This window comes from Paenibacillus chondroitinus NBRC 15376 (genome assembly GCF_004000765.1).
GTDB lineage: Bacteria > Bacillota > Bacilli > Paenibacillales > NBRC-103111 > Paenibacillus_E > Paenibacillus_E chondroitinus.
On the sequence record NZ_BILW01000017.1, the window covers coordinates 64663 to 86603 of the forward strand.

Below are 21941 nucleotides of genomic sequence, written 5' to 3' on the forward strand. Positions count from 1 at the left end.
GAAAAAGAGGAGAGTGCAGGTGTGTACACCAATCTTCATACAGCCATACAAGCGTTATATATCATTTTAGCTTTTAATCTGGTTTGTGTGGCTATTATTTATGCCATTAAGTTGAGAAGTATTAGAAGGAGAAAGCTGAACGATCGCTTCAAAACGAAGTTCAAGGATTACCTGACGTATTTGCAAGCCAATCTGGATGGGATGGAGCCATTAAGGGTCCCTCCCTGGACGATGAACCCAGTGGAAAGAGAGGCGATGCAGGAAAAACTGAATGATATGATGGAAATCTTCTCGGGTGAACAGCGGCACAAGCTGGTTCAGCTTTGCGTAGATCTAGGGCTCGTGCAGCACCATCTAACGCGCTTTAATAGTCGAATTTATCGGGTGAAGCTGGATGCCGCTTATCATTTGGGGTGCATGAGGGTGAAGGAGGCAGTGCCGGCGTTGCTGGACATGTTAAAGGAGCATCCGCTCAATTCGGCGCTGTTTGTCGTCGCCCGAGCGGTCGCCAAGTGCGCCCGCAGCCAGCAGGAGCTCGAAGCCATGGTGCAGATTCTCCTTCAGCACAACAAGAACTGCTACGAGCTGATTGTGGATATGATTGCAGATTCGGAAGTAGATGCCGGCTCTATGTACACGGGCTAAGTGAGTCATAAGAATCCGGCTTACGTTCGGATTGGGCTGATTGGGCTCCATGTCTACACCGATCCGGCAGCAGCCTCTGCGGTCTACCGTCTCATGGATGCCGAGCAGGAAGACATTCAAATCAAAGCAGTGGATTTGTACCTGAAAAGCTCCCGCCTGCTGCCTAGAAACGTCATCAGCAAGCTGCTGAGTCATCCCAATCTGGACATTCGCCGATTGACGATAGAGGCTTTGGCCAACATCAAAAATCCGGCTTACGTCGAACTCATGGAAACCAGTCTGGGCGACGCCGATCAGCGCATCGTGTATGCGTCGGGCCGAGGCTTGCTCCGTATGGGAGAAGAAGGTATGGTAGTGCTCTGTGAGCGTGCAGCAGCGGTGCAAGGGACGGATCGTGGGCAATTTATGCAGCAGCTGATTGAGGATGAGATTAAGCAGCTGTCTATGCAGCTCCACAATTGGGAGAAGCTCACGCAATATAACCTGCTGATGTATACCTATGACAAAATATTTCGCAAGTCTACACGTATCTATCGTGTCGTATAGGAGGGTTGTGTAAACATGTGGGTTTTCGGATATCAAGTGGTGTTGGATTCATTTCTGAACGGGCTAAGGGAGTTTTTGCTCTATTACAGCTACGCCGCTCTCTTTTACGTTGTTCTCGTTACTCTGCTTTATTATTTTATCTTCGGATTCTCGATTCGGCATATTTTCTCGATCAAGCGGGGAATCCAGTACAACCGGATTAATAAGCTATCCAGTTCCAGTCAGCTCCCGCCGGTTTCCCTCTTGGTGCCGGCCTATAACGAGGAGTTAACCATCATTGAGAATGTAAGGTCACTGCTGGCGCTCAATTATGCGGAATATGAGGTGATCGTCGTCAATGACGGTTCACAGGACCAGACTTTGAAGGTCATGCTTGAAGAATTCAAGCTGGAGCTCATTCATCCGGTGCTTTCCAGCAGTATTAAGACCGGAAAAATCAGAGGGGTGTACCATAATCCCGAGTATCCCAATCTTTTTTTTATAGATAAAGAAAATGGAGGGAAGGCGGATTCGTTAAACGCAGGCATCAACCTTTCCCACTTTGCGTTGATCTCGACGATTGACGCAGACTCATTGCTTGAAAAGGACGCCCTAACGCGGATTGCTCGGGTCTACATGGAGAACCCCGAGGAGACGATCGCCGTTGGGGGCAATGTTCGAATCGTGAACAGCTGTACGGTGGAAGACGGCATTGTGAAGGATGTTCAATTTCCTCGTAAGCTGCTGCCGGCACTGCAGCACGTCGAATACACGAAAGCCTTTCTCGGCGGCAGGATCGGTTGGGGCGCCGTCAATGGTCTCATTATTATCTCGGGAGCCTTCGGCGTGTTTCAAAAGAAGATGGTCATCGCTGTCGGCGGTTACCGTGGGGGCTACCCTGGTGAGGATATGAATATTGTGATTAAGCTCCACCGTCACTGCTTGGATAATAAAATCCCATACCGGGTAGCGTTTTGCCCGGATGCCGTTTGCTGGACACAAGCCCCTGATTCGTACCGGATCTTGAGCAGTCAGCGCAAGCGCTGGGGGCGGGGGAATCTGAAAAATATGATTGAGGAAGGGATTTACATATTGCTGCGCCCGAAATACAAAATATTCGGGATGCTGACCATTCCCTATAACATCGTGTTTGAAACACTGAATCCGTATTTCCGACTCAGCGGCTTGTTGGCGATATTGGGCTACTGGATGCTGAATATGACGGATTGGCACACCATCGTTATCTTTTCGTTAGTCAATTTCTTATCCTGTTTTGCCTTAAGCCTGGGTGCCTTGTTTATTGAAGAGACGGCCTTTAGCCGGTATCCCAAGCTGGGTGACCTGAACAAAATGATCTTGTTTTCGATCTTAATGTTTGCGGGGTATCGGCAAATTGGTGTTTGGTGGAGGTTAAACGGACACGTCGAATTCCTGCGCAATAACAACTCGTGGGGAACGATGGTCCGTACCAATTTTAATAAATAGCAAATCTAAACAAAGACAAGAGGAGTGGTGAAGATGGCTGTATTAGTGCATGATCCGATTCAAGAAGCAATGTTGCAATTAGCAGAACAAGTTCAGGCTTCGTATGAAAAGGGTGCTCCATGCGGGATGATTCTTGCGCCAAGCGCAGAGGTGGGCCAGAAGGTACTGGAACACATGCAGTCCTATGTGAGCAGCTTTGAGCCTGAAGTACCCCTTCATGGCTTCTACTTGGATCCCTGCGGCCTTCTCGGAGTCGTTCTGTCCGGGCAAAAGCTGATCAACACGCATTATACATCGCTCGTGCTCAAAGAGTTCCTGGAACAGCAAAATTTGCTCGAAGGTCAGATGGTTGTCGCTAGCTTCCCGGAGAGTGGCGAGCTAACGGAACAGTCGATGTCACAGCTACTTCATACAACACTACAAGGGAAAGGGGAGAGCAGAGACATTCACCTGTTCATGCATCATGGGGTTCAACAGGGAATCACCTCGATTCTCATCGCCGATCCGGACGAGGTGAGCAGAGAGTTTGTCAAGCTGCGGCTTGAGATAGGCGGTTACAAGGTCGAAGAGGCCAAGGACGGCAGTGAAGCGCTCGAGAAATTTGAGAAAACCATGCCGGACCTGGTAATTACGGAGCTAAACCTGCCGATTCTTGACGGATACCAGTTGATCGACAAAATCCAGAGGGACCATGCCGGCGAAGGACAAGTTATCGTGCTTACGGATAAGCAGTTACCGAAAAGTATGGACCGTGCCTTTGAATTAGGCGCATCTGATTATGTGACGAAGCCCTTCTCCATTTCAGAGTTGGAGTGGAGAATCAAAAAGCTGGTTTCCCGTCTGGGCTAATCCACGTGAAAACATAGGAGGGAGAATTACAATGAACGCATATACCAATTTAAAATATAAATTCCAGGCAAAAACAGCTGAAATCGGGGTCATCGGTCTCGGCTATGTAGGGCTGCCTCTCTGCATGGAGATGGCGAAAGGCGGGTTTACTGTATACGGCATCGATCTCGATTTCCGGAAGGTAGAGTCGCTTCAAAGCGGCCAATCGTATATTCAGGACGTTCCGAACGAAGAAGTGGCGAAAGCGGTTGAGTCCGGCCGGTTCATTCCGACCGACGACTACCATACCGTTCAAAGGCTGGATGCAATCTCCATTTGCGTACCGACGCCGCTCAGTGAAAACCAAGACCCGGATACCTCTTATATTCAAAGTGTTGTCCGGGAAATTAAGAAAAATCTTAAGCGCGGAGCCCTGATCATCCTTGAGAGCACGACCTATCCGGGAACGACGGAGGAGCTCATTCAGTTCGAGCTGGAAGCGCAGGGACTCAAGGTGGGCAAGGATTTCTTCCTCTGCTTCTCGCCGGAGCGGGTCGATCCAGGTAATCCCAAATTCAACACCTTTAATACGCCTAAGGTGATCGGTGGTACGACGGAAGCATGCATCGACCTCGGCGTCACCTTATACAGCCATGTCGTGAAGGACGTCGTACCGGTCTCCTCGCCAAAAGTAGCGGAGATGTCCAAGCTGCTGGAGAATACGTTCCGCAGCATTAACATTGCGTTCATTAACGAAATGGCCATGATGTGTGACAAGATGGAGATTGACGTCTGGGAGGTCATTAAAGCGGCGTCGACGAAGCCGTTTGGCTTTATGCCATTCCATCCGGGGCCTGGCATCGGCGGTCACTGCATCCCGCTGGATCCGATGTATTTATCGTGGAAAGCCAAGGAATTCCGCTTCTACAGCAAGTTTATCGAGCTGGCGCAATCCATCAATGATAATATGCCGGAATATGTTCGGTATAAAGCTTCGCAGGTGCTCAATATGTATACGAAATCTATTCGCAATTCGAAGATTCTTATTCTAGGCATGGCGTATAAGCCGGATGTAGATGATCTCCGTGAATCGCCGGGACTGGAGCTGTACGAGCTTCTTCGGGAGAGCGGAGCTCAAGTGGACTATTACGATCCGCATGCCGTTTCATTCTTCGATAAAGTTGGGGATACGGTACAATCCGTGAACTACGATCTGTCCGCTTTTGCCGAGTATGACTGCATGGTGCTGATCACGAATCACCGCAACTTCAATAGCCGTGAACTCGTGGAACTGGGCGTGCCGATCATCGATACGCGCAATGCATTTGCCGACATCCAAGGGGACAATATTTATAAATTAGGTACAGGTATTCGCAAGCAAGAAGTGAGGATCGCCGTAGGCGTTTAAACTCATCCTAGAAGAGAGAGGAGATAACAACGATGTGTGGCATTGTAGGGTATATAGGAAAGCGAGATGTACAGCCGATTCTACTGAACGGATTAAGCAAGCTGGAGTACAGAGGGTATGATTCCGCGGGGATCGCGGTACTGGTGCAGGATCAGGTCAAGATTAGCAAGGCGGAAGGGCGGCTGGCCAACTTATCGGTTCAGCTGGATAAACAGCCGTTGATCGGATCGATCGGTATCGGGCATACGCGTTGGGCTACGCACGGCAGACCGTCGGATGCCAACTCCCATCCGCATACGGATATGTCGGGTAAATTTACTGTCGTGCACAACGGCATCGTGGAAAATTACATGGAGCTGAAGAAAGAACTGGAGGATAAAGGCGTCACCTTTACTTCCGAGACCGACACTGAGGTGATTGCTCACTTGCTTGCCGAGCATTATGAAGGCGACATCTACACCGCCATGCTTGCGGTCATTCAGAGATTACAAGGGGCTTATTCGCTTGGTGTCATGACGGAGTATGAGCCGGATAAGCTTGTTGCAGTCAGACAATCGAGTCCGCTTGTGATTGGTGAGGGTCAGGGAGAGTACTTCCTTGCATCGGATATCTCGGCTCTAATTGAGCATACCCGTAAGGTTTATATTTTGGAGGATGGCGATTTGGCTATCCTTACGCAGGAAGGTATCTCCATCACGAAGGTCGAGACAGGGGAGCCGGCGGCGTGTAAGCTGCTGCATATCGATTGGAGCGCGGATCAGGTGGAGAAGGGACCGTTTGAGCATTTCATGCTGAAGGAAATTCACGAACAGCCGTTAACGCTGCGGAACACGATGCTCGGGCGCATCAACGACCAAGACGAAGTGAGTTTCCCGGAGTTGGCGCACGCAGCAGGCGAGTTTCAACAGGTGGATAAAATCTTTATCGTGGCTTGCGGCACCGCTTATCATGCCGGACTTGTCGGCAGCACGGTCCTTGAGAAGCTAACGCGAATCCCGGTGCAGTGCGATATCGCATCGGAATTCCGATATCGTGACCCGATTATCACGGAACGAACGCTCGTCATCGTCGTGAGCCAATCCGGGGAAACGGCGGATACGCTGGCTGCCCTGCAAGAGAGCAGAAGGCAAGGCGCTAAGGTATTGGCAATTACAAATGTGCCAACCAGTTCAGTTGCGCGAGATGCGGACTATGTCATCGCAACGAAGGCCGGACCGGAAATTGCAGTGGCATCCACGAAAGCGTACACCGCTCAGCTGCTCGCTTTCTATTTGTTCAGCATTTACTTGGCCCAGGAAAGAAAGACGCTGTCTGATGAGCTTCATACGGAGCTGATCCAAGGCTTGAAGTCGCTTCCTGTTCAGGTGGAGAAGGTGCTGGAAAACGCCAACGAAGTGAAGCGGTATGCGGAATCGATCAAGGATGCAGACAGTCTATTCTTTATCGGCAGGGGCTTAGACTATGCCGTTGCGCTTGAGGGTTCTCTCAAATTGAAGGAAATCTCTTATATCCACTCGGAGGCTTATGCAGCCGGAGAGTTAAAGCACGGTACATTGGCGCTGATCGAGAAGGATACGCCGGTGATTGCGCTGGCTACGCATATGGATCTGTACGAAAAAACAGTTAGCAATATTAAAGAAGTCAAGGCGCGTGGAGCCCATGTCATGGGGATTACGGTGGAAGGCAATGTGGGGCTGCTGAATAGCGTCGATGAAATCTGCTTCATCCCGCCGACCCTCCAACTTCTGGCACCGATATTGGCTGTCGTGCCGCTTCAGTTAATCTCCTATTACGCCTCCCTGTCTCTGGGGAACGATATTGATAAACCGCGAAACTTGGCCAAAAGCGTGACGGTTGAATAACCATTCAGAGGGGAGCTGAACCACATGGAAGCATTCGCTATTCTGTTAGCTGCAGGCAAAGGTACACGGATGAAGTCGGAGCTGCCCAAAGTGCTTCATCCCGTCGGAGGCGTGCCGATGATCGGCCGCTTGGTGGGCAAGCTGGAAACGATGCCGATCACCCGTATTGTGGCGGTGATCGGGCATCGGGGAGAGCTGGTGAAAAAGTGCTTGGGCACGCGGGTCACCTACGTCCAGCAGGAGATTCAGCTTGGAACGGCACACGCCGTTCATCAAACGGAGCCTCTGCTCCGTAAACGTAGCGGGTCTACCTTGGTGCTGACTGGCGATACGCCACTCATCCGACAATCGACCATCGAACGTCTGCTTGCCGCCCAGCGGGCAAACATAAGCGCCGGTGTAGTGCTAACCGCGATCGTTCAGGATCCAACCGGCTATGGAAGAATTATTCGAGATCCTGCAAGCAGCGAGGTTGTCGATATCATTGAAGAGAAGGACGCGACGCCTGAGCAGAAATTGATTAATGAAATTAACACAGGGATTTTCTGTTTCGATAATGATAGCTTGTTTCAAGCGCTCCCTGGCATTACCAATGATAATGCGCAGCAGGAGTACTATTTGACCGATATCGTGAAGGTGATGCGACAGGCCGGTATTTCCGGGGGCAAGAAGCGATTTGAGGCCATCATCCTCGAGGATCCGACAGAGGTGATGGGGATTAACACTCCTGAACAATTGGAGGAGGCGAATCGTGCCTTTTATGAACACATGGGGATTTTTGCATAACAAGTCATAGGGAGGAAAGCTGATATGGGAGCTATTTTCGGTACGGATGGCGTCAGAGGGGTTGCCAACCGCGAGTTAACGCCAGAGTTGGCTTTTGAATTAGGGCTTATTGTTGGTTACATGCTATCCCGCAGTTGTGGAAGTATTCGGCCTACCGTCGTCATCGGACGGGATACCCGCATCTCCGGGCACATGCTGGAAGCAGCTTTGGCTGCCGGGTTGTTATCCACTGGGGCGGATGTCGTAAGACTGGGCGTACTACCGACGCCGGGTGTGGCTTATGTCACACGGCACTCAGGTATAGATGCAGGGGTGATGATCTCGGCATCTCATAATCCGGTGGAGGACAACGGGATTAAATTTTTTGGCAGGGACGGATTCAAAATGCCGGATGCGTGGGAAGCGGAGGTAGAGAGCCGCCTGGAGGGTGACGAACATTGGATTTCCCGCCCTACGGGAGCAGGAATTGGCACCCTGCGTGAGGATCCGCAGGGCGCACAGGACTATGTGAGCTACTTGAAGTCGACGGCTACGGCGCCGCTGTCAGGCTGCAAGATCGTGCTTGATTGCGCGAACGGGGCAGCTTCCTTGCTAGCTCCGCAGCTATTCGTAGAATTGGGTGCAGAGACCATTCTGTTGTATCATCAGCCGGACGGTTTAAATATTAATCAGGATTGTGGCTCAACGCATCCGGAGCATCTGCGTAAGGCTGTGCTGGACCATCGAGCCCATGCGGGACTTTCGTTCGACGGTGATGCGGACCGGTTGATTGCGGTTGATGAACGGGGCGAAATTCTGGACGGGGATCACATCCTCTATATCCTTGCCGCTCGTCTGGCCAAACAGGGACGGCTGAGGCAAAACACGGTCGTTTCTACCGTCATGAGCAATCTTGGCTTTCATCAAGCGCTGCAAACCATCGGTCTCAACTCGTTAAAGAGCAAGGTCGGAGACCGGCATGTCATGGAAGCGATGCGGATAGGCGGGTACAACTTGGGCGGTGAGTCGTCCGGACATATCATTTTACTGGATGAATCGACGACAGGGGATGGTTTGTTATCGGCTGTTCAGCTGCTGCAGGTCATGCTTCAAGAAGGAAAGCCTTTGTCGGAGCTCGCGTCCCCTGTCGTAAAATACCCACAGCTGGTGGTAAATGTACGAGTAATGAATAAATACAAGCTGGAAGGCAATCACCGAATTGATGCCGCAATCCGTCGGGTGGAAAGTGAGATGGCCGGTCGAGGCCGTGTATTGGTGCGGCCTTCGGGCACGGAATCACTGGTGCGTGTGATGGCGGAAGGACCGGATGAAAGGGAGTTGTCCGGTTATATTGAAGGCATTGTAGAGGTGGTAAAGGAAGAGCTTGAATATAGCATGGTTTAATCCGTTAGTCCCTATGAGAAAGATGATTGTATGCTTGGTCATTCTACAAATTTTAACAAGTGGTCCTTTATTTCTCCCGGCATACTCTCTTATCACTGAGCTTGGGGTGGAGGTCAACGGGGAAAAGATTGCCTTTGCGGATGTCCAGCCTTACATCGATGAACAGACGGGTAGTACGATGGTGCCGGCTAGAGAAATTGCCGAAAAACTGGGTGCTGAAGTGGAATGGGATCGTTCCCTGGAATTGGTGACCTTTCGGAGTCAGCACGCTACAACATTATTAACCATTGGTCAGAAGATTGCTTCGGTTGATGGCAAGCAGGTGGAATTGGACTCTCCGGCTGTCCTTAAAAATGACCGAACCATGGTTCCGCTGAGAGCTGTTAGTGAGAGCCTCGGAGCCGATGTCGATTGGGTGGGAGAACGGAATTTGGTACTGATAACTTCGGCGGACAAAGCGCAAAGGTCCACTTGGATCTGGGACAGCAAGTTAATTGAGACGGATGGTGACCGCATCCTCCAGTTTGCGGCGGACCAAAAACTGACTTTCATTTATGTGCGCTATGAAACGTATCCAGGTCAAGACGTTTATCGGAATTTCATCCGCAGAGCGAGTGGTCAGGGCATCAAGGTTGAGGCGCTGGCCGGCAAATCAGATTGGATATATGAAGATAACCATATTTATATCCGGCAATGGATTGCAGCGGTTACGCAATATAACGCATCGGTAGGTGCGCTAGAACGCTTCCAAGGCTTTCATTTTGATATTGAGCCCTACACATTGGATATGTGGAAGAGCAATCAGACCTGGGTGCTTGAACGGTGGATGGATACAATCAGACTCATTGAATCGGAAGTGAAAAGCTCTGATCGCAGCATGACGATGGCCTTCGATATTCCCTTTTGGATCAACAGCTGTACCGTTCCGGGATCCAGCTACTCCTTTAGCGCCTGGCTGCTGGAAAAGGCGGATACTGTCGTCATTATGGCTTATCGTAATACGGCACTCGGCAACAACGGCATCATTGCCAGAGCCAAATCCATCATTTTAGAAGCAGCTACGCTGAAGAAACAGGCAGTCATTGCAGTGGATACGTTGCCCAGTACGGAAGCCGATTATACGACCTTTTATAAGTCGAACTCTTCGCTTATGGAGTCGGAATTGAAACAGGTCAAGGAAAGCCTCTCCCTTTATCCGAGCTATATCGGCATCGCTGTCCATGATTACGTGAGATGGATCGAGCTATTGAACGCTAATCGTTAAACGGGTTCGATGAACAAGAAGGAGGAGGATGCAAAATGAAAAAAGCAGGTTTGGTGATCACTCTGTTGGCTAGTGCGGCGCTCGGCGTCTCAGGAGTGGCTTTTGCTTTCGCAAGTGGCCATGAGACGGCTGGAACCTTTCAGGAATCGTCTTTACCGGGAGGAGGACTTGAGGTCCCTCATAATGATCGGATTCATCTTTCTACCGATAAGCAGTGGATCTCCTCGGAAGGCCATTTGTCGGATCTCATTCGGCTGCAGTGGACGAAAGACCGAGCGAAGCCGGCCATCGCTTGGCTGGATGAGAATGGAAAGGACAAGGCGGCTATCATTACTCATGCCAAAGCGAATAACCCGGAGCAGCACGATCATAATCATATGTCGTTCGAAACGACGATGGCACCAGTCGGCAAAAATGCAAATGAGCTGTTTACGCGTCTGGAAATTCCGTTCGATCAGGATGTGGCCGAAATTCGCACACATTCCTCTAATTTCAATGTAATGGACGGGATTTTACGGATAGCCGGAACCGGTGGCGTCAATCGTGATCTGACTTGGGCCAAATCGGATGATGGGAATGTGACGACGCCTCGCTGGGCGATGCGTGCAGATACCTCCGAGGAAACAGGAGGAAATGCCGGCTCCAATCTGCAAATTATCCGTTATTCGGATGATGGTAAAGCACTCGACAACCCGTTAACTATTAACCGCAGCAACGGCAATATCGGTATTGGAAATTCGGACGCCAAGACCAAGCTGGACGTCAGTGATGACAGCATTCGCATCAGGAAATCTATGACGCCGGCTTCGTCTACTGCCCCTGGAGAAGTGGGGGAGATGGCATGGGATGACGGGTATGTATATGTTTGTGTAGCACCTAATACATGGAAAAGAACGGCACTATCCTCGTGGTGAAAATAACTCCTTTCTTTCCAAAACATTCAAAGCATTTAGCCTCGGCGACTCATTTTTCATTCATATTAGTTCAGAAGGTAAAGCCCTCTATTTCATAGAGGGCTTTTTTTGAGCGATAAGCGGAAAATGCCTTGTATGACGCGGGGGCTGAAGGCATTCAACGCGCTTCCAAAGCGGCTTTTTGACACATTTCTTGAAGGTTGTTATGTGGTTTCTATTATGCAATATAAATCATACAACTTCGAATACCCCCTTAAAATGTAAATAATTTCAGAAGTCTATGAGAGGATCATAGAAAGGTGTGAACCGCTTGTGACTTGGAAAGTGTTGATTGTGGATGATGATCCGAATGTGAGAGAAATCATCCGGCTCTACTTCCGTCAGCAGCTTATCGAATTAATCGAGGCCCCAGATGGCGTCTCGGCCCTGACCATGTTAGCGGAAATTAAGCCTGATATCGTGATACTAGATGTGATGATGCCCGGACTCGACGGTTATGAAACGTGCCGGGAGATTACCAAGCGTTATGATGTGCCGGTCATTATGTTGACGGCGAAGAACGATGAGTTTGATCGGGTGCTGGGTCTTGAGTTGGGCGCCGACGATTATATGACCAAGCCCTTCAGTCCGAGGGAGCTGGTGGCGCGCATTAAAGCGATTTTTCGCAGAATGCAGAAGGGACAGTCGATTATTGAGGTGGATGCACCCGTCCAATATGAGTTTGATAATTTAGTCATACATGTGAACCGCCGAGAGGTACTCTCGGGGAGTATGAAAATTGACATGCGCCCCAAGGAGTTTGAACTGCTCGCATTTTTCGCGAAATCTCCGGGCAGCGTGTTTACAAGAGAACAGCTGCTGGAGCAGGTGTGGGGATATAATTTTTTAGGCGATATGAGAACGGTGGACGTTCATATTAAAAAGCTTCGTGAAAAGCTAAGTACGTGCCATCATGTTTGTATTCATACGGTCTGGGGAGTGGGCTATAAATTTGAGGTAGCAGCATGTACCTAAATCCAAATAAAAGCATTCTCCGCAAAATGTTGACCAGCTCCATCGTTACGGTGCTTCTTGGGCTATGTGCGGTAGGAATCGTTATTTCGTTGTTTGCCAAGGATTATATCGTCAACTCCAAAAGTAATGAGATGATCCGGCAAGCCAAGCAGGTTAATCTCGCCATTCAGAATCAGACAGAACCGAATGATAGATTTAAGGAGCAGCTGCGTTTTTTCGATCAAGCCTTTGATTCGCGTATTTGGATATTTGACTTGAACGGAAACATCGTTACTACATCTTCAAAGGATGAGGTGAACGTAGGCAAGACCGTCAGCACTGAAGTTGTAAAACAAGTCCTGAATGGTGAACCCGCCATATGGAATTTATCCGAAGGTTCTAAGGAAGGCATGCTTTCGATTGCCGTCCCATGGGGAAAAGACAACGACGTATACGGTGGAATTGTCCTGCATTCGCCTCTTAAAGGGATGAATGAGACCATCGCGCAGCTTAGAGAAACCATCCTTTGGGTTACCTTGCTCGGTATATTCTTTTCATTTGGTGTATCCTCCTATTTATCCTGGTCCATTACCCGACCTATCCAACAGATCGACAAGGCGGCAGCCAAGATTGCCGTCGGTGATTACAGTGAGAGAATTCAAATAGATTCCAAAGACGAGATTGGTGAGCTGGCGACAACCATTAATCACATGGTGGAGCAACTTGCGCGCGTTGATCTGGAAAAGAGACAGCTGAATCAGCTGCGGCATGACTTTTTGGCTAATGTTTCCCATGAGCTGCGAACGCCGCTTACGGCGATGCAGGGTTTTTTGGAGGCGCTTCAGGATGGTTTGATCGAAGAAGGAGCACGGGAAAAATATTACGAGATCATGGTTAACGAAACCCTTCATATGAATCGGCTGGTGGATGATATTACCGATTTAATGAAGCTGGAAAATAAGGAAATCGATCTTGTGTGGTTGGCGGTCGATGTTCAGGCGATGTTGTCCAAGCTGTCCTTTAAATTCCAACCGGAAGCAGAACTTCGCGGGACGGTTATTCACTGCCTTGAAGATGAAAATTCGCCACAGGCTCACGCTGATCCGGATCGACTGGAACAAATTTTTAATAATTTGATCAAAAATGCAGTTAAGTTCACCGAGAACGGAACGATAGAATTGAAGGCGATGGCGGTTCCGTCGGAAGGGTGTGTCCTCATCACGGTAACCGATACGGGAATCGGTATATCACCGGAGGATCAAGGGCTCATCTGGGAGCGCTTCTTCAAAGTGGAGAGAGGCAGACCAGTGAAGCATAAAGGCTCATCCGGCTTAGGGCTCGCCATTGTGCGAGAGCTTGTAGAGCTTCACAATGGAAGCATTCGCGTGCGAAGCGAGCTGGGGATCGGAAGCGCCTTTGAAGTCAGAATTCCGCTTTATGACAGCCGTCAGTATGTGCGGCCGTTGGTAAATTTGGCTGATGTTGGATAACTCGTATCCACCTATCGCTAGAACCAAACAATCCACTAAATAAATAATGCATGAGCCTCCATCTCCTTCACAAAGGGTTGGAGGTTCTTTACTTATGCAGGCGTCCTTGCAAAATCCGAGCTTCTTAGACGAGTTAAAAAAATTCGCGCCTGCACAGTGGAACTATCTATATCAAATGTTCTAAAATATCGAGAGAAGCTCATTCGAAGATATGACCTTGAACAATTCCCTCGTGGATAAAATGGGAGTTTATGGACCTGGCTGCGCGTTCTTCCTAGATCGCTATCTTCCCACTTAAGCAGGCGAAGGCAGCTAATTTTATTTTACGTTGTCCAAGGTTGACAATGGAACGGATAGCTAATAAATGAGATGAATTGGGACATTGAACAGTCCTGATTTCCATAGAGAGGTTTATGATATGATCAATAATTTTTGGCGCGAATTGCCACGACCTTTTTTTGTATTGGCTCCCATGGAAGATGTGACGGATGTTGTGTTTCGTCATGTCGTGAGCGAAGCGGCAAGACCCGATGTTTTCTTTACAGAGTTTGCGAACACGGAGAGCTATTGTCACCCGGAGGGGAATCACAGCGTTCGCGGGCGTTTGACTTTCACAGAGGATGAACAGCCTATCGTCGCGCACATATGGGGAGATAAGCCGGAATACTTCCGTCAGATGAGTATCGGCATGGCGAAACAAGGGTTTAGAGGTATCGATATCAATATGGGCTGTCCTGTAGCCAACGTTGCGGAGAATGGGAAAGGAAGCGGCTTGATCTGTCGTCCTGAAGTTGCAGGGGAGATCATTCAAGCAGCCAAAGTCGGAGGACTGCCCGTAAGCGTAAAAACAAGGCTGGGTTTCAGTGCTATAGACGAATGGCGCGATTGGCTAACCCATATCTTGAAACAAGATATCGTTAATCTATCCATTCATCTGCGGACAAGAGAGGAAATGAGTAAAGTAGACGCTCATTGGGAGCTAATCCCGGAGATTAAGAAGCTTCGCGATGAGGTGGCACCGGATACGCTGTTGACCATTAACGGAGATATACCTGACCGTCAAGTCGGGTTACAGCTCGCACAACAGTATGGTGTAGATGGAATTATGATTGGGCGTGGTATATTCAATAATCCTTTCGCCTTTGAGAAGGAGCCGAGGGAGCATAGCAGTGGGGAATTGCTTAACCTTCTACGGTTGCATCTGGATCTCCATGATCACTATTCAGCACGGGAGCCGCGTCTGTTTAAGCCTATGACTCGCTTCTTTAAAATCTATGTCCGTGGATTCCGAGGAGCTGGCGAATTAAGAAATAACTTAATGAATACGAATTCAACGAGTGAAGTGCGTGCATTGCTCGATGAGTTTGGAAGCAAGTAATAGCTCTTGTTCTCACTGATTACTCCACACATGTGGAGTCGGTGGCTTTGTTGGCCTACAACGTTTAGCAGGCTTCTACACAACAAAACCCAGCCTTTATGAGGGCTGGGTTCTTTGGTAACCAATTAATTTGATTGAGCAGAGTACATTTCCATCTTTTTAAGATCAATGATCACCACTTTTTAATAGGTCGAGACCAATCAATCCGTTAATATGAGTAATCTCTTCATGAAAAACACCAAAATCAATAGGTATATCTGTTAGAATTAATGAGCCTAATTGGATGTGGTCGACACGTTTTTGAAATGAATACTCGTCTCCGCCGATACCAAAGCTTCGTACAAGCTTATCCCCATTTTCAAATTTAATACCAATTTGTGACACGACATCTGAGGATAGAAGTGTATGCGCAGCACCGGTATCTATCACTAAATTATCGATTTTTATAGAGTTTCCTTTATAACAAAGCACTAATGATGTTTGGAGTAAATGATCGATTAGGTAGATTTGCATCTTACCGGCCTCTGTAGAAAGCACTTTTTCTAATTTCTATAGTAATCCGATCTTGACCTGTATGATAAACAATATTATTTTGTCTGCACTGTAAAAGTTCTTTTGTTGCCTCATCGGGATCCGCAATAGCTTTAATCAATGCGACTTCATCAACGTACTGAATGCTTTCTTCTGTATGGGAATTCAAAATTTCGAGAAGGACGTACTGATCAGGGTAAATATTACGGACTTCCTGCCATTGCATAGTAATCACACCTCTCCATTTGTATTAACCTTCTTAATTATATCATACTATCGGTTTTGTTGGCTTTTCTCAGGTATGGAAAGGAGTCCCACTCCCCTCACCTCTATACTAGTAACCTACTCTGTGAGCGATTTTCTTCCTTTTTGAGGAAACGTATTACAGTTCTCAACTCAGCAATGAGTAAAATTTGTTAAACTTCGACTACTTATACTAAAAAACTCGGTCTCCTCTCCAAACGGTAAAATACCGATGGAAGGGTACCGAGTTTTCTTGTTGCTTTTATTCCAGATTGGCATGATTCTTAAACATAGTCGCACCTTGAAGTTCCTTTATCTCCATAAGGCTTAGTACGACCGTATCCAGCAGCAGCAGGAGGGCTTGTTCGAATAAGCTTCCCATAGGCTGCCTGGAGCTGCCCGATGTGCTTTCTTTGGTAGAAGCGGGAATGCGTACGACCGTAGAAGATAATATACCTAAGGTTGATTCTGATACAATTGTAATGGCAGCAACCGAGGCGCCTGTGCTTTTGGCTTTGGATGCCATTGCCGTCAAGCTTTTGGTCTCGCCAGACCCTGACCCAACCAGAAGCAGGTCACCTTGGGTAATACCTGGTGTTATGGTCTCTCCTACCACATAAACACGGAGGCCCATATGCATAAGTCTCATCGCGAATGCGCGCATCATCAGCCCAGAGCGTCCTGCTCCTGCTACAAAAATCGTTTCAGCTGTTAAAATCTGATGAGCAAGCTCATCAATCTCATTTGGTTGAATACCTTGAAGCGTGCGCTCCAGTTCTTGAAGAATAGAGGATACAGATTGCAGCGTACTCATGTCCATTATCCCTGTCTAATCAGTTGATGCATTTGAGCTGCAACTGCTGGTTTGTCTTCAACGCCGGTAATACCGCCGCCTACGATAACCAGATCAGGCTGTGCGTGGATGACTTCAGGTAGTGTCTGAAGTTTAATGCCGCCAGCGATTGCTGTTTTTGCCTGTTTTACGACACGCTTAATTGTAGCCAAGTCCTGAAAAGAGTTTTTACCCTCTGCTTGATGGTCGTAGCCGGAATGTACACAGATATAGTCAACGCCAAGGTTGTCGATTTCTACTGCACGTGCGGCAATATCTTTCACATTAATCATATCAACCATAATTTTTTTGTTTTGTTTCCGAGCTTCTTCCACAGCGCCTCTAATCGTGGAATCATCGGATACACCAAGCACGGTGATGATATCAGCTCCTGCTTCGGAAGCTTTCATCACCTCATAACCGCCGGCGTCCATGATTTTGAGATCGGCGAGTACTTTAAGCGAAGGGAATTCTGCTTTGATTTCTTTAACGGCGCGAAGCCCTTCGTTGATCACAACAGGAGTTCCAATTTCCACGATATCGATATAAGGCGCTACCTCTTTTATAAGTTGTTTTGCCTCAGGGATGTTGACCAAGTCGAGTGCCAGTTGAAGTTCCATATAATAAAATGTCTCCTTTAGATGAATTATTATTTTAGGGCTGAGTTCATAGTAGGACGATACCGAAATTTATGGAAGTACGCACTTTCAAGTAAGTCTGTATCCTGGAGGATACTGTAAAGCGCAAAAAAGCAGACTCCATGCGGAGTCTACCGGTTTGTAATAGATATTTGCCCGTTTATTTTTCAGTAGCTTGAAGTGGTATTAGCTCAGAATTAGAGGTTCTGCCGAGCACTTCTTCGCCATAATTTTTCCCCCAGTTGTACATCAGCTTAAGAATCGGGACGAGGCTTTCTCCATATGGAGTCAGCTTATATTCAACCTTTGGCGGGACAACCGGATATACGGTTCGCTCGACAAGCTGGTCTTCTTCCAGCTCGCGGAGCTGGTTGGTTAAAATCTTTTGCGTGATATGGGGAATGAGCCTCTGAAGCTCACTAAATCTCTTAGTACCGTCGATGCCCAGATGCCAGAGGATAATAAGTTTCCATTTGCCTCCGATTAACGCGAGTGTGAGTTCTTTCTCACAGTTAATTTGATCAATTTCAATTCTTGAACGGATATCTTTCGCCAAAGCTTAAGCACCTCCACATTCCTATAGTGTCACAATAGATTACAGGATTATAGGGCACATGTCTATGGAAGAAGATGTCGAGTATTATTCAGGAAGATCGCGGTTTGCTAGACGGACTCCGAACTGAGAAAGCAGTTTTCGCAGAGTATCCTCTGAGATGGCTGCTTTTTCTTTTAGGGCTCCAGTCACGAAACATCTGACAAAAAGCTGAAATGGAATGGAAACCAGCGCTGAATTTGCAAGAAAAGTTGTTGATAATGATCGGATACATCAAGATTGTCCCCATTAAGATCCCCCAGCGATGCCAACGATGATTGAGTCGAAGGCGGTAGCTGTCTTTTTGCTCAGAATTTGCTCAGAACGGTGTGCTATGGTTAATGGGTATGACAAAAAAATACACAATGCGACAGATTTAATAACTGGGCTTGTGCAAAGGATTGGGGATATCAATGAAAAAAATATCTGTGTTTCTTATCATGGTTGCCATGTTATTTGTTAATTGTTCCTTTGTATCTGCTGCTGTAAAAACGGGGTGGGATATAAGCGCTGCTCGTGGCGTGGCGGTTGACGCAAGCGGTAAAATATACGTCGCGGATCTGGGGAATCATCGGGTTCAGATTTACAATAGTGACGAAAGTTTATATAAGACGCTTGGTGTTAAAGGAGTACTCGGTTCAGACAACAGCCACTTTAACTCGCCGAGGGCAGTTGAAGTCGAGAGGACGACAGGGGATATCTATGTCCTAGATAGTACCAATAATCGAGTACAGGTGTTTGACTCTCAAGGTAACTGGTTGCGAACTATCGCGCTGCCGCCAAATGCTAGCAAAACACCAATCCCCGAAGCCATGACACTGGATGGCAATGGGCATCTATTCGTGTCTGATCAAAATATTAATATCGTATACCGATTCGACCTCGATGGGACGAATATGATTGTCGTTGATTCTACCGGGGTTAGTGGAAGGCCTATGGGGCTAGCCGTGGATGATTCAGGAAATCTGTACGTCTCACAATATAATTCTCAAGTTGTGTTCAAATACCAATATAACTCAGGTTCGGGTACGTACTCAAAAGTGAAAACGATTGGGGCTTTGAACGCTTCAGGTACAGACAATAGCCACTTTAATGGTCCTTGGGGTTTGTACACGGATAGCAGCAACCGACTATATGTTACAGACCAGACTAATAAACGCGTGCAAGTTTTTAATAGTGACGGCAACTATGCGTTAACATTGTCCGATACAGGTTTTATAACTCCGCATGATGTAGCTTCAGATAGCAGTGGGAATGTTTATGTGTTGGATAGAGGGGCCAATAAAATATTTTTATTTAAACCGCAAGAAAGCTTTGGTACAGCACTTGGTCAAAACATCGTTCCGACTTTTATAGGAAGTATCACGACCCTGACCGTCGATCAAAATTCCGGTGCTGCCGATATCACAAGCTTATTGCACATCAGCGACACGGATCTGGGTCAGATCGAGACATGGACAGCCAGTTCTCCACCTTCACATGGTACGTTGAGCATCACCAATGTGACTGCACCCAGCGGCAGTGTCGATATCGCTCCAGGCAGCCCGATTACGTATACACCGACAGCCGGATACTCCGGTACCGACAGCTTTACGGTACAGGTAAGCGATGGCGTCGGCGGAACGGTAACCCGTACCATATCGGTGAACATAAGAGGGCAGGTTGCAACGCCGACAGCCAATCCGGCAAGCGGCGCTGCGGTGGCGAACAACAGTAAAGTGACTTTGGGATCCGCAACAAGCGGAGTGACGATCTATTACACGACCGATGGCACGACGCCAACAACGGGTAGCGCGAGTGGAACGAACGTAACGATCAGCGGTGCGCCGGGTGCAACCGTAATCGTCAAAGCGATAGCGGTAAAGGCAGGCAGTTTGAACAGCAGCATGGCAACGTTCACGTATACGATTCAAGCTCCTGCGCCAATAAACTTGACGGCAGCAGCAGGAGACGGCCAAGCAACACTGAGTTGGACTGGGGTTCAGGGAGCAAATACGTATAGTGTTTATCAAGGAACAGCTAGCGGTAATTACGATTCGATTCCAGTGGTTACGGTTAGCGGTGTGTCTCATACGGTAACGGGATTGACCAATGGCAGTAATTATTACTATGCAGTCAAAGCCAATTACGCAGGAGGAAGCAGCGACTACTCCAACGAAGCCATTGCAAAGCCTAAATCAGGTGATGCGAATTTGAGCGGCCTGGCATTATCGAGAGGTACGCTGAATCCTATATTTGCGCCGAACATAGTGAGCTATGAAGCAGACGTAACGAACGACGTGACCAGCGTCACGATAACGCCGATGGTATCCGATGTCGGCCATGCTGCGGTAACAGCGAGCGTCTACACCAGCAGTGGTAATCTTAAGGATGGACCGTTTACTTTGACAAGCGGTACGGCTTCTCCAGCTGTTACCCTGGACGAGGGAAGCAACGTGATAAAGGTAGTTGTGACAGCACAAGATAGCACAACGAAGACGTATACGGTGACGGTGACCCGCGTTGGGAGCAGCGATGCGAACTTGAGCGGCTTGAGTCTGTCGAGCGGGTTGCTGAGTCCAGTGTTTGCATCGGGTACGACGAATTACAGTGCGACTGTGCCTAATGATGTATCAGTCACGACAGTCACCTACCATCCTGCTGATAGCCATGCAACTGCGGCTTTACGGCTTAATGGGGCTTCGGCTAACAATCCAGTTAATCTGACCGTGGGCTCAAATATCATTAGTGTTGTTGTTACTGCGCAGGATGGAACTACGAAAAGCTATTCAGTGACAGTTACACGTGCAGGTTCAAATAACGCAGTCTTAAGTTCGCTGAACTTAAGCGGCATTACGCTAGATCAACCGGTAACAGGAAATGTTTATGCGTATACCGCGACCGTGCCTTATGATGTTTCTGTTACTACAGCTACGTACGCAACTACGGAAAGCCATGCGACCGTTGCTTTAAGTTTAAACGGAGCACCAGTTATTAATCCGATAAGTTTACAAATGGGGTCAAATATCATTAGTTTCGCAGTGACTGCACAGGATGGAACGGTGCAAACCTATACAGTCAATGTTACACGGGAACCCCAACGGGTTGCTAATATTTCAGTGTCCAGTGCTAGCGAAACCATGTACGTCGGAGACTCTCTACAACTTAGTGCAAGTGTAACTCCTGACAATGCAACGGACAAAACAGTTAGCTGGTCGGTAGTTCCAAGTACGGGGGCGGCAACAATCAATGAGGATGGTTTGCTCGTTGCAACTCAAGTGGGTATGGTTACCGTTCAGGCAACGGCACAGGATGGTTCCGGTATTGTAGGAAGCAAAGTTATTACGATCTCTAACAGATCTACTAGCGGCGGTAGTCATTCTGATTCTCATACAGATACTCAATCGCCGTCTGCACCTGTACAGACTCCTGAACCTGCTCAGACACCGGATTCGACACCAAAACCTGCAACAGATGTGTTTAGGTCGAATGTAGTACAAGGCGACAATAATGTTGTTAAGAACATAGAAACACGGATTCAGGAAGCTAAAAAAGACCCAACTATAGCTAATCTTTTGGACACTAAAGGACATTGGGCAGAAAAGACGATTGATATTTTCGTAAAACTACATGTGATTGAAGGTTACGATGATGGTGCGTTTAAACCGAATGGTAATATCACACGCGCTGAATTCGCAATGATTCTGAGCCGGGTATTCGATATTAATGGCGGCGACAATACTAGCACTGTCTTGAAGGATGTTGGCAGCCACTGGGCGCAAGGCGCAATCGAGAGATTTGTAAAAGCAGGGGTAATCAGCGGCTACGAGGACGGTACGTTCAAGCCGGATAAAACGATTACTCGCGAGGAAATGGTAGTCATGTTGTCCCGCATAATAAACCTTAACAACGTGGCGAAGGACACCTCCAAAGGCAATTTCAATGATCTGGAGGGGGCTTATGCAACAAATGAGATCAAAGCTGAAGCGCAGGCAGGAATCATTAGCGGTAAAGCGGATGGGAAATTTGATCCCAAAAATAATGCCACACGCGCTGAAGCTTTGCAGATTATATTGAATACGTTGAAGCTCAACCCGCAATTGAAGACGTTATTGGATTCGATTAATTAAATAGGAACTTTCACTCTTAAGTCCGAGAAATCGGG

At 48.0% G+C, this 21941-nt stretch carries 19 protein-coding genes; 14 read left to right on the forward strand and 5 right to left on the reverse strand.

Annotated elements, in window-relative coordinates:
- Positions 1 to 21 precede the first annotated feature (21 nt).
- From PCH02S_RS19420 to PCH02S_RS19480, 13 genes are all read left to right on the forward strand, one after another.
- A complete protein-coding gene (locus PCH02S_RS19420; RefSeq protein ID WP_127455601.1) occupies positions 22 to 645 on the forward strand; it encodes a hypothetical protein in 624 nt (207 codons plus the stop codon).
- Positions 646 to 1191: a HEAT repeat domain-containing protein gene (locus tag PCH02S_RS19425; RefSeq protein WP_127455602.1), complete on the forward strand. Its 546-nt coding sequence runs from the start codon at positions 646 to 648 to the stop codon at positions 1189 to 1191.
- A 15-nt stretch (positions 1192 to 1206) separates the two neighbouring features.
- On the forward strand, positions 1207 to 2655 hold the full coding sequence (locus PCH02S_RS19430) for a glycosyltransferase family 2 protein (protein WP_127455603.1): 1449 nt from the start codon (positions 1207 to 1209) through the stop codon (positions 2653 to 2655).
- Positions 2656 to 2688: 33 nt separating this feature from the next.
- Positions 2689 to 3504: a response regulator gene (locus PCH02S_RS19435; RefSeq protein ID WP_127455604.1), complete on the forward strand. Its 816-nt coding sequence runs from the start codon at positions 2689 to 2691 to the stop codon at positions 3502 to 3504.
- A gap of 31 nt (positions 3505 to 3535) precedes the next feature.
- Positions 3536 to 4891: a nucleotide sugar dehydrogenase gene (locus PCH02S_RS19440; RefSeq protein ID WP_127455605.1), complete on the forward strand. Its 1356-nt coding sequence runs from the start codon at positions 3536 to 3538 to the stop codon at positions 4889 to 4891.
- 32 nt (positions 4892 to 4923) lie between these two features.
- A complete protein-coding gene (gene glmS, locus PCH02S_RS19445) occupies positions 4924 to 6753 on the forward strand; it encodes a glutamine--fructose-6-phosphate transaminase (isomerizing) (protein ID WP_127455606.1) in 1830 nt (609 codons plus the stop codon).
- Between the two features lie 24 nt (positions 6754 to 6777).
- Positions 6778 to 7539, forward strand: coding sequence for a sugar phosphate nucleotidyltransferase (locus PCH02S_RS19450; RefSeq protein WP_127455607.1), 762 nt, complete (start codon positions 6778 to 6780; stop codon positions 7537 to 7539).
- A gap of 24 nt (positions 7540 to 7563) precedes the next feature.
- Complete coding sequence (gene glmM / locus PCH02S_RS19455) at positions 7564 to 8922, forward strand: phosphoglucosamine mutase (RefSeq protein ID WP_127455608.1); 1359 nt, start codon at positions 7564 to 7566, stop codon at positions 8920 to 8922.
- Positions 8903 to 10186 (forward strand): copper amine oxidase N-terminal domain-containing protein, encoded by a 1284-nt coding sequence (locus tag PCH02S_RS19460; RefSeq protein ID WP_246069166.1) that lies wholly within the window; start codon positions 8903 to 8905, stop codon positions 10184 to 10186. Before glmM ends, PCH02S_RS19460 begins: the two co-directional genes overlap by 20 nt.
- 35 nt (positions 10187 to 10221) lie before the next feature.
- A complete protein-coding gene (locus tag PCH02S_RS19465) occupies positions 10222 to 11100 on the forward strand; it encodes a hypothetical protein (RefSeq protein WP_127455609.1) in 879 nt (292 codons plus the stop codon).
- 312 nt (positions 11101 to 11412) lie between these two features.
- A complete protein-coding gene (locus PCH02S_RS19470; RefSeq protein ID WP_218033164.1) occupies positions 11413 to 12114 on the forward strand; it encodes a response regulator transcription factor in 702 nt (233 codons plus the stop codon).
- Positions 12105 to 13583, forward strand: a complete 1479-nt coding sequence (locus tag PCH02S_RS19475; protein WP_127455611.1) for a sensor histidine kinase — start codon at positions 12105 to 12107, stop codon at positions 13581 to 13583. Before PCH02S_RS19470 ends, PCH02S_RS19475 begins: the two co-directional genes overlap by 10 nt.
- A 418-nt stretch (positions 13584 to 14001) precedes the next feature.
- The gene (locus tag PCH02S_RS19480; protein ID WP_127455612.1) at positions 14002 to 14961 is read left to right on the forward strand and encodes a tRNA dihydrouridine synthase; all 960 of its coding nucleotides are present in this window, start codon (positions 14002 to 14004) and stop codon (positions 14959 to 14961) included.
- A gap of 165 nt (positions 14962 to 15126) precedes the next feature.
- On the opposite strand, the gene PCH02S_RS19485 is transcribed toward PCH02S_RS19480, so the two are convergent.
- The 5 genes from PCH02S_RS19485 to PCH02S_RS19505 form a co-directional block, all read right to left on the reverse strand.
- Positions 15127 to 15474 (reverse strand): retropepsin-like aspartic protease, encoded by a 348-nt coding sequence (locus PCH02S_RS19485; protein WP_127455613.1) that lies wholly within the window; start codon positions 15472 to 15474, stop codon positions 15127 to 15129.
- A 1-nt stretch (position 15475) separates the two neighbouring features.
- Positions 15476 to 15718, reverse strand: a complete 243-nt coding sequence (locus tag PCH02S_RS19490; RefSeq protein WP_127455614.1) for a hypothetical protein — start codon at positions 15716 to 15718, stop codon at positions 15476 to 15478.
- A 279-nt stretch (positions 15719 to 15997) separates the two neighbouring features.
- Positions 15998 to 16549: a 6-phospho-3-hexuloisomerase gene (hxlB, locus tag PCH02S_RS19495; RefSeq protein ID WP_127455615.1), complete on the reverse strand. Its 552-nt coding sequence runs from the start codon at positions 16547 to 16549 to the stop codon at positions 15998 to 16000.
- Positions 16550 to 16554: 5 nt separating this feature from the next.
- Positions 16555 to 17187, reverse strand: coding sequence for a 3-hexulose-6-phosphate synthase (gene hxlA / locus PCH02S_RS19500; RefSeq protein WP_127455616.1), 633 nt, complete (start codon positions 17185 to 17187; stop codon positions 16555 to 16557).
- Between the two features lie 178 nt (positions 17188 to 17365).
- The gene (locus PCH02S_RS19505) at positions 17366 to 17761 is read right to left on the reverse strand and encodes a winged helix-turn-helix transcriptional regulator (RefSeq protein ID WP_127455617.1); all 396 of its coding nucleotides are present in this window, start codon (positions 17759 to 17761) and stop codon (positions 17366 to 17368) included.
- Positions 17762 to 18210: 449 nt separating this feature from the next.
- Here PCH02S_RS19505 and PCH02S_RS19510 point away from each other — a divergent pair, with 449 nt between their 5' ends.
- The gene (locus tag PCH02S_RS19510) at positions 18211 to 21906 is read left to right on the forward strand and encodes an S-layer homology domain-containing protein (protein WP_127455618.1); all 3696 of its coding nucleotides are present in this window, start codon (positions 18211 to 18213) and stop codon (positions 21904 to 21906) included.
- The last annotated feature ends 35 nt before the right edge of the window (positions 21907 to 21941 follow it).

Excerpts from the sequence above, each read along its gene's own strand:
- PCH02S_RS19430 (WP_127455603.1), top strand. The coding sequence starts at position 1,207 with ATGTGGGTTTTCGGATATCAAGTGGTGTTGGATTCATTTCTGAACGGG.
- PCH02S_RS19435 (WP_127455604.1), top strand. The coding sequence starts at position 2,689 with ATGGCTGTATTAGTGCATGATCCGATTCAAGAAGCAATGTTGCAATTA.
- PCH02S_RS19440 (WP_127455605.1), top strand. The coding sequence starts at position 3,536 with ATGAACGCATATACCAATTTAAAATATAAATTCCAGGCAAAAACAGCT.
- glmS (WP_127455606.1), top strand. The coding sequence starts at position 4,924 with ATGTGTGGCATTGTAGGGTATATAGGAAAGCGAGATGTACAGCCGATT.
- PCH02S_RS19450 (WP_127455607.1), top strand. The coding sequence starts at position 6,778 with ATGGAAGCATTCGCTATTCTGTTAGCTGCAGGCAAAGGTACACGGATG.
- glmM (WP_127455608.1), top strand. The coding sequence starts at position 7,564 with ATGGGAGCTATTTTCGGTACGGATGGCGTCAGAGGGGTTGCCAACCGC.
- PCH02S_RS19465 (WP_127455609.1), top strand. The coding sequence starts at position 10,222 with ATGAAAAAAGCAGGTTTGGTGATCACTCTGTTGGCTAGTGCGGCGCTC.
- PCH02S_RS19475 (WP_127455611.1), top strand. The coding sequence starts at position 12,105 with ATGTACCTAAATCCAAATAAAAGCATTCTCCGCAAAATGTTGACCAGC.
- PCH02S_RS19480 (WP_127455612.1), top strand. The coding sequence starts at position 14,002 with ATGATCAATAATTTTTGGCGCGAATTGCCACGACCTTTTTTTGTATTG.
- PCH02S_RS19485 (WP_127455613.1), bottom strand. The coding sequence starts at position 15,474 with ATGCAAATCTACCTAATCGATCATTTACTCCAAACATCATTAGTGCTT.
- PCH02S_RS19490 (WP_127455614.1), bottom strand. The coding sequence starts at position 15,718 with ATGCAATGGCAGGAAGTCCGTAATATTTACCCTGATCAGTACGTCCTT.
- hxlB (WP_127455615.1), bottom strand. The coding sequence starts at position 16,549 with ATGAGTACGCTGCAATCTGTATCCTCTATTCTTCAAGAACTGGAGCGC.
- hxlA (WP_127455616.1), bottom strand. The coding sequence starts at position 17,187 with ATGGAACTTCAACTGGCACTCGACTTGGTCAACATCCCTGAGGCAAAA.
- PCH02S_RS19510 (WP_127455618.1), top strand. The coding sequence starts at position 18,211 with ATGAAAAAAATATCTGTGTTTCTTATCATGGTTGCCATGTTATTTGTT.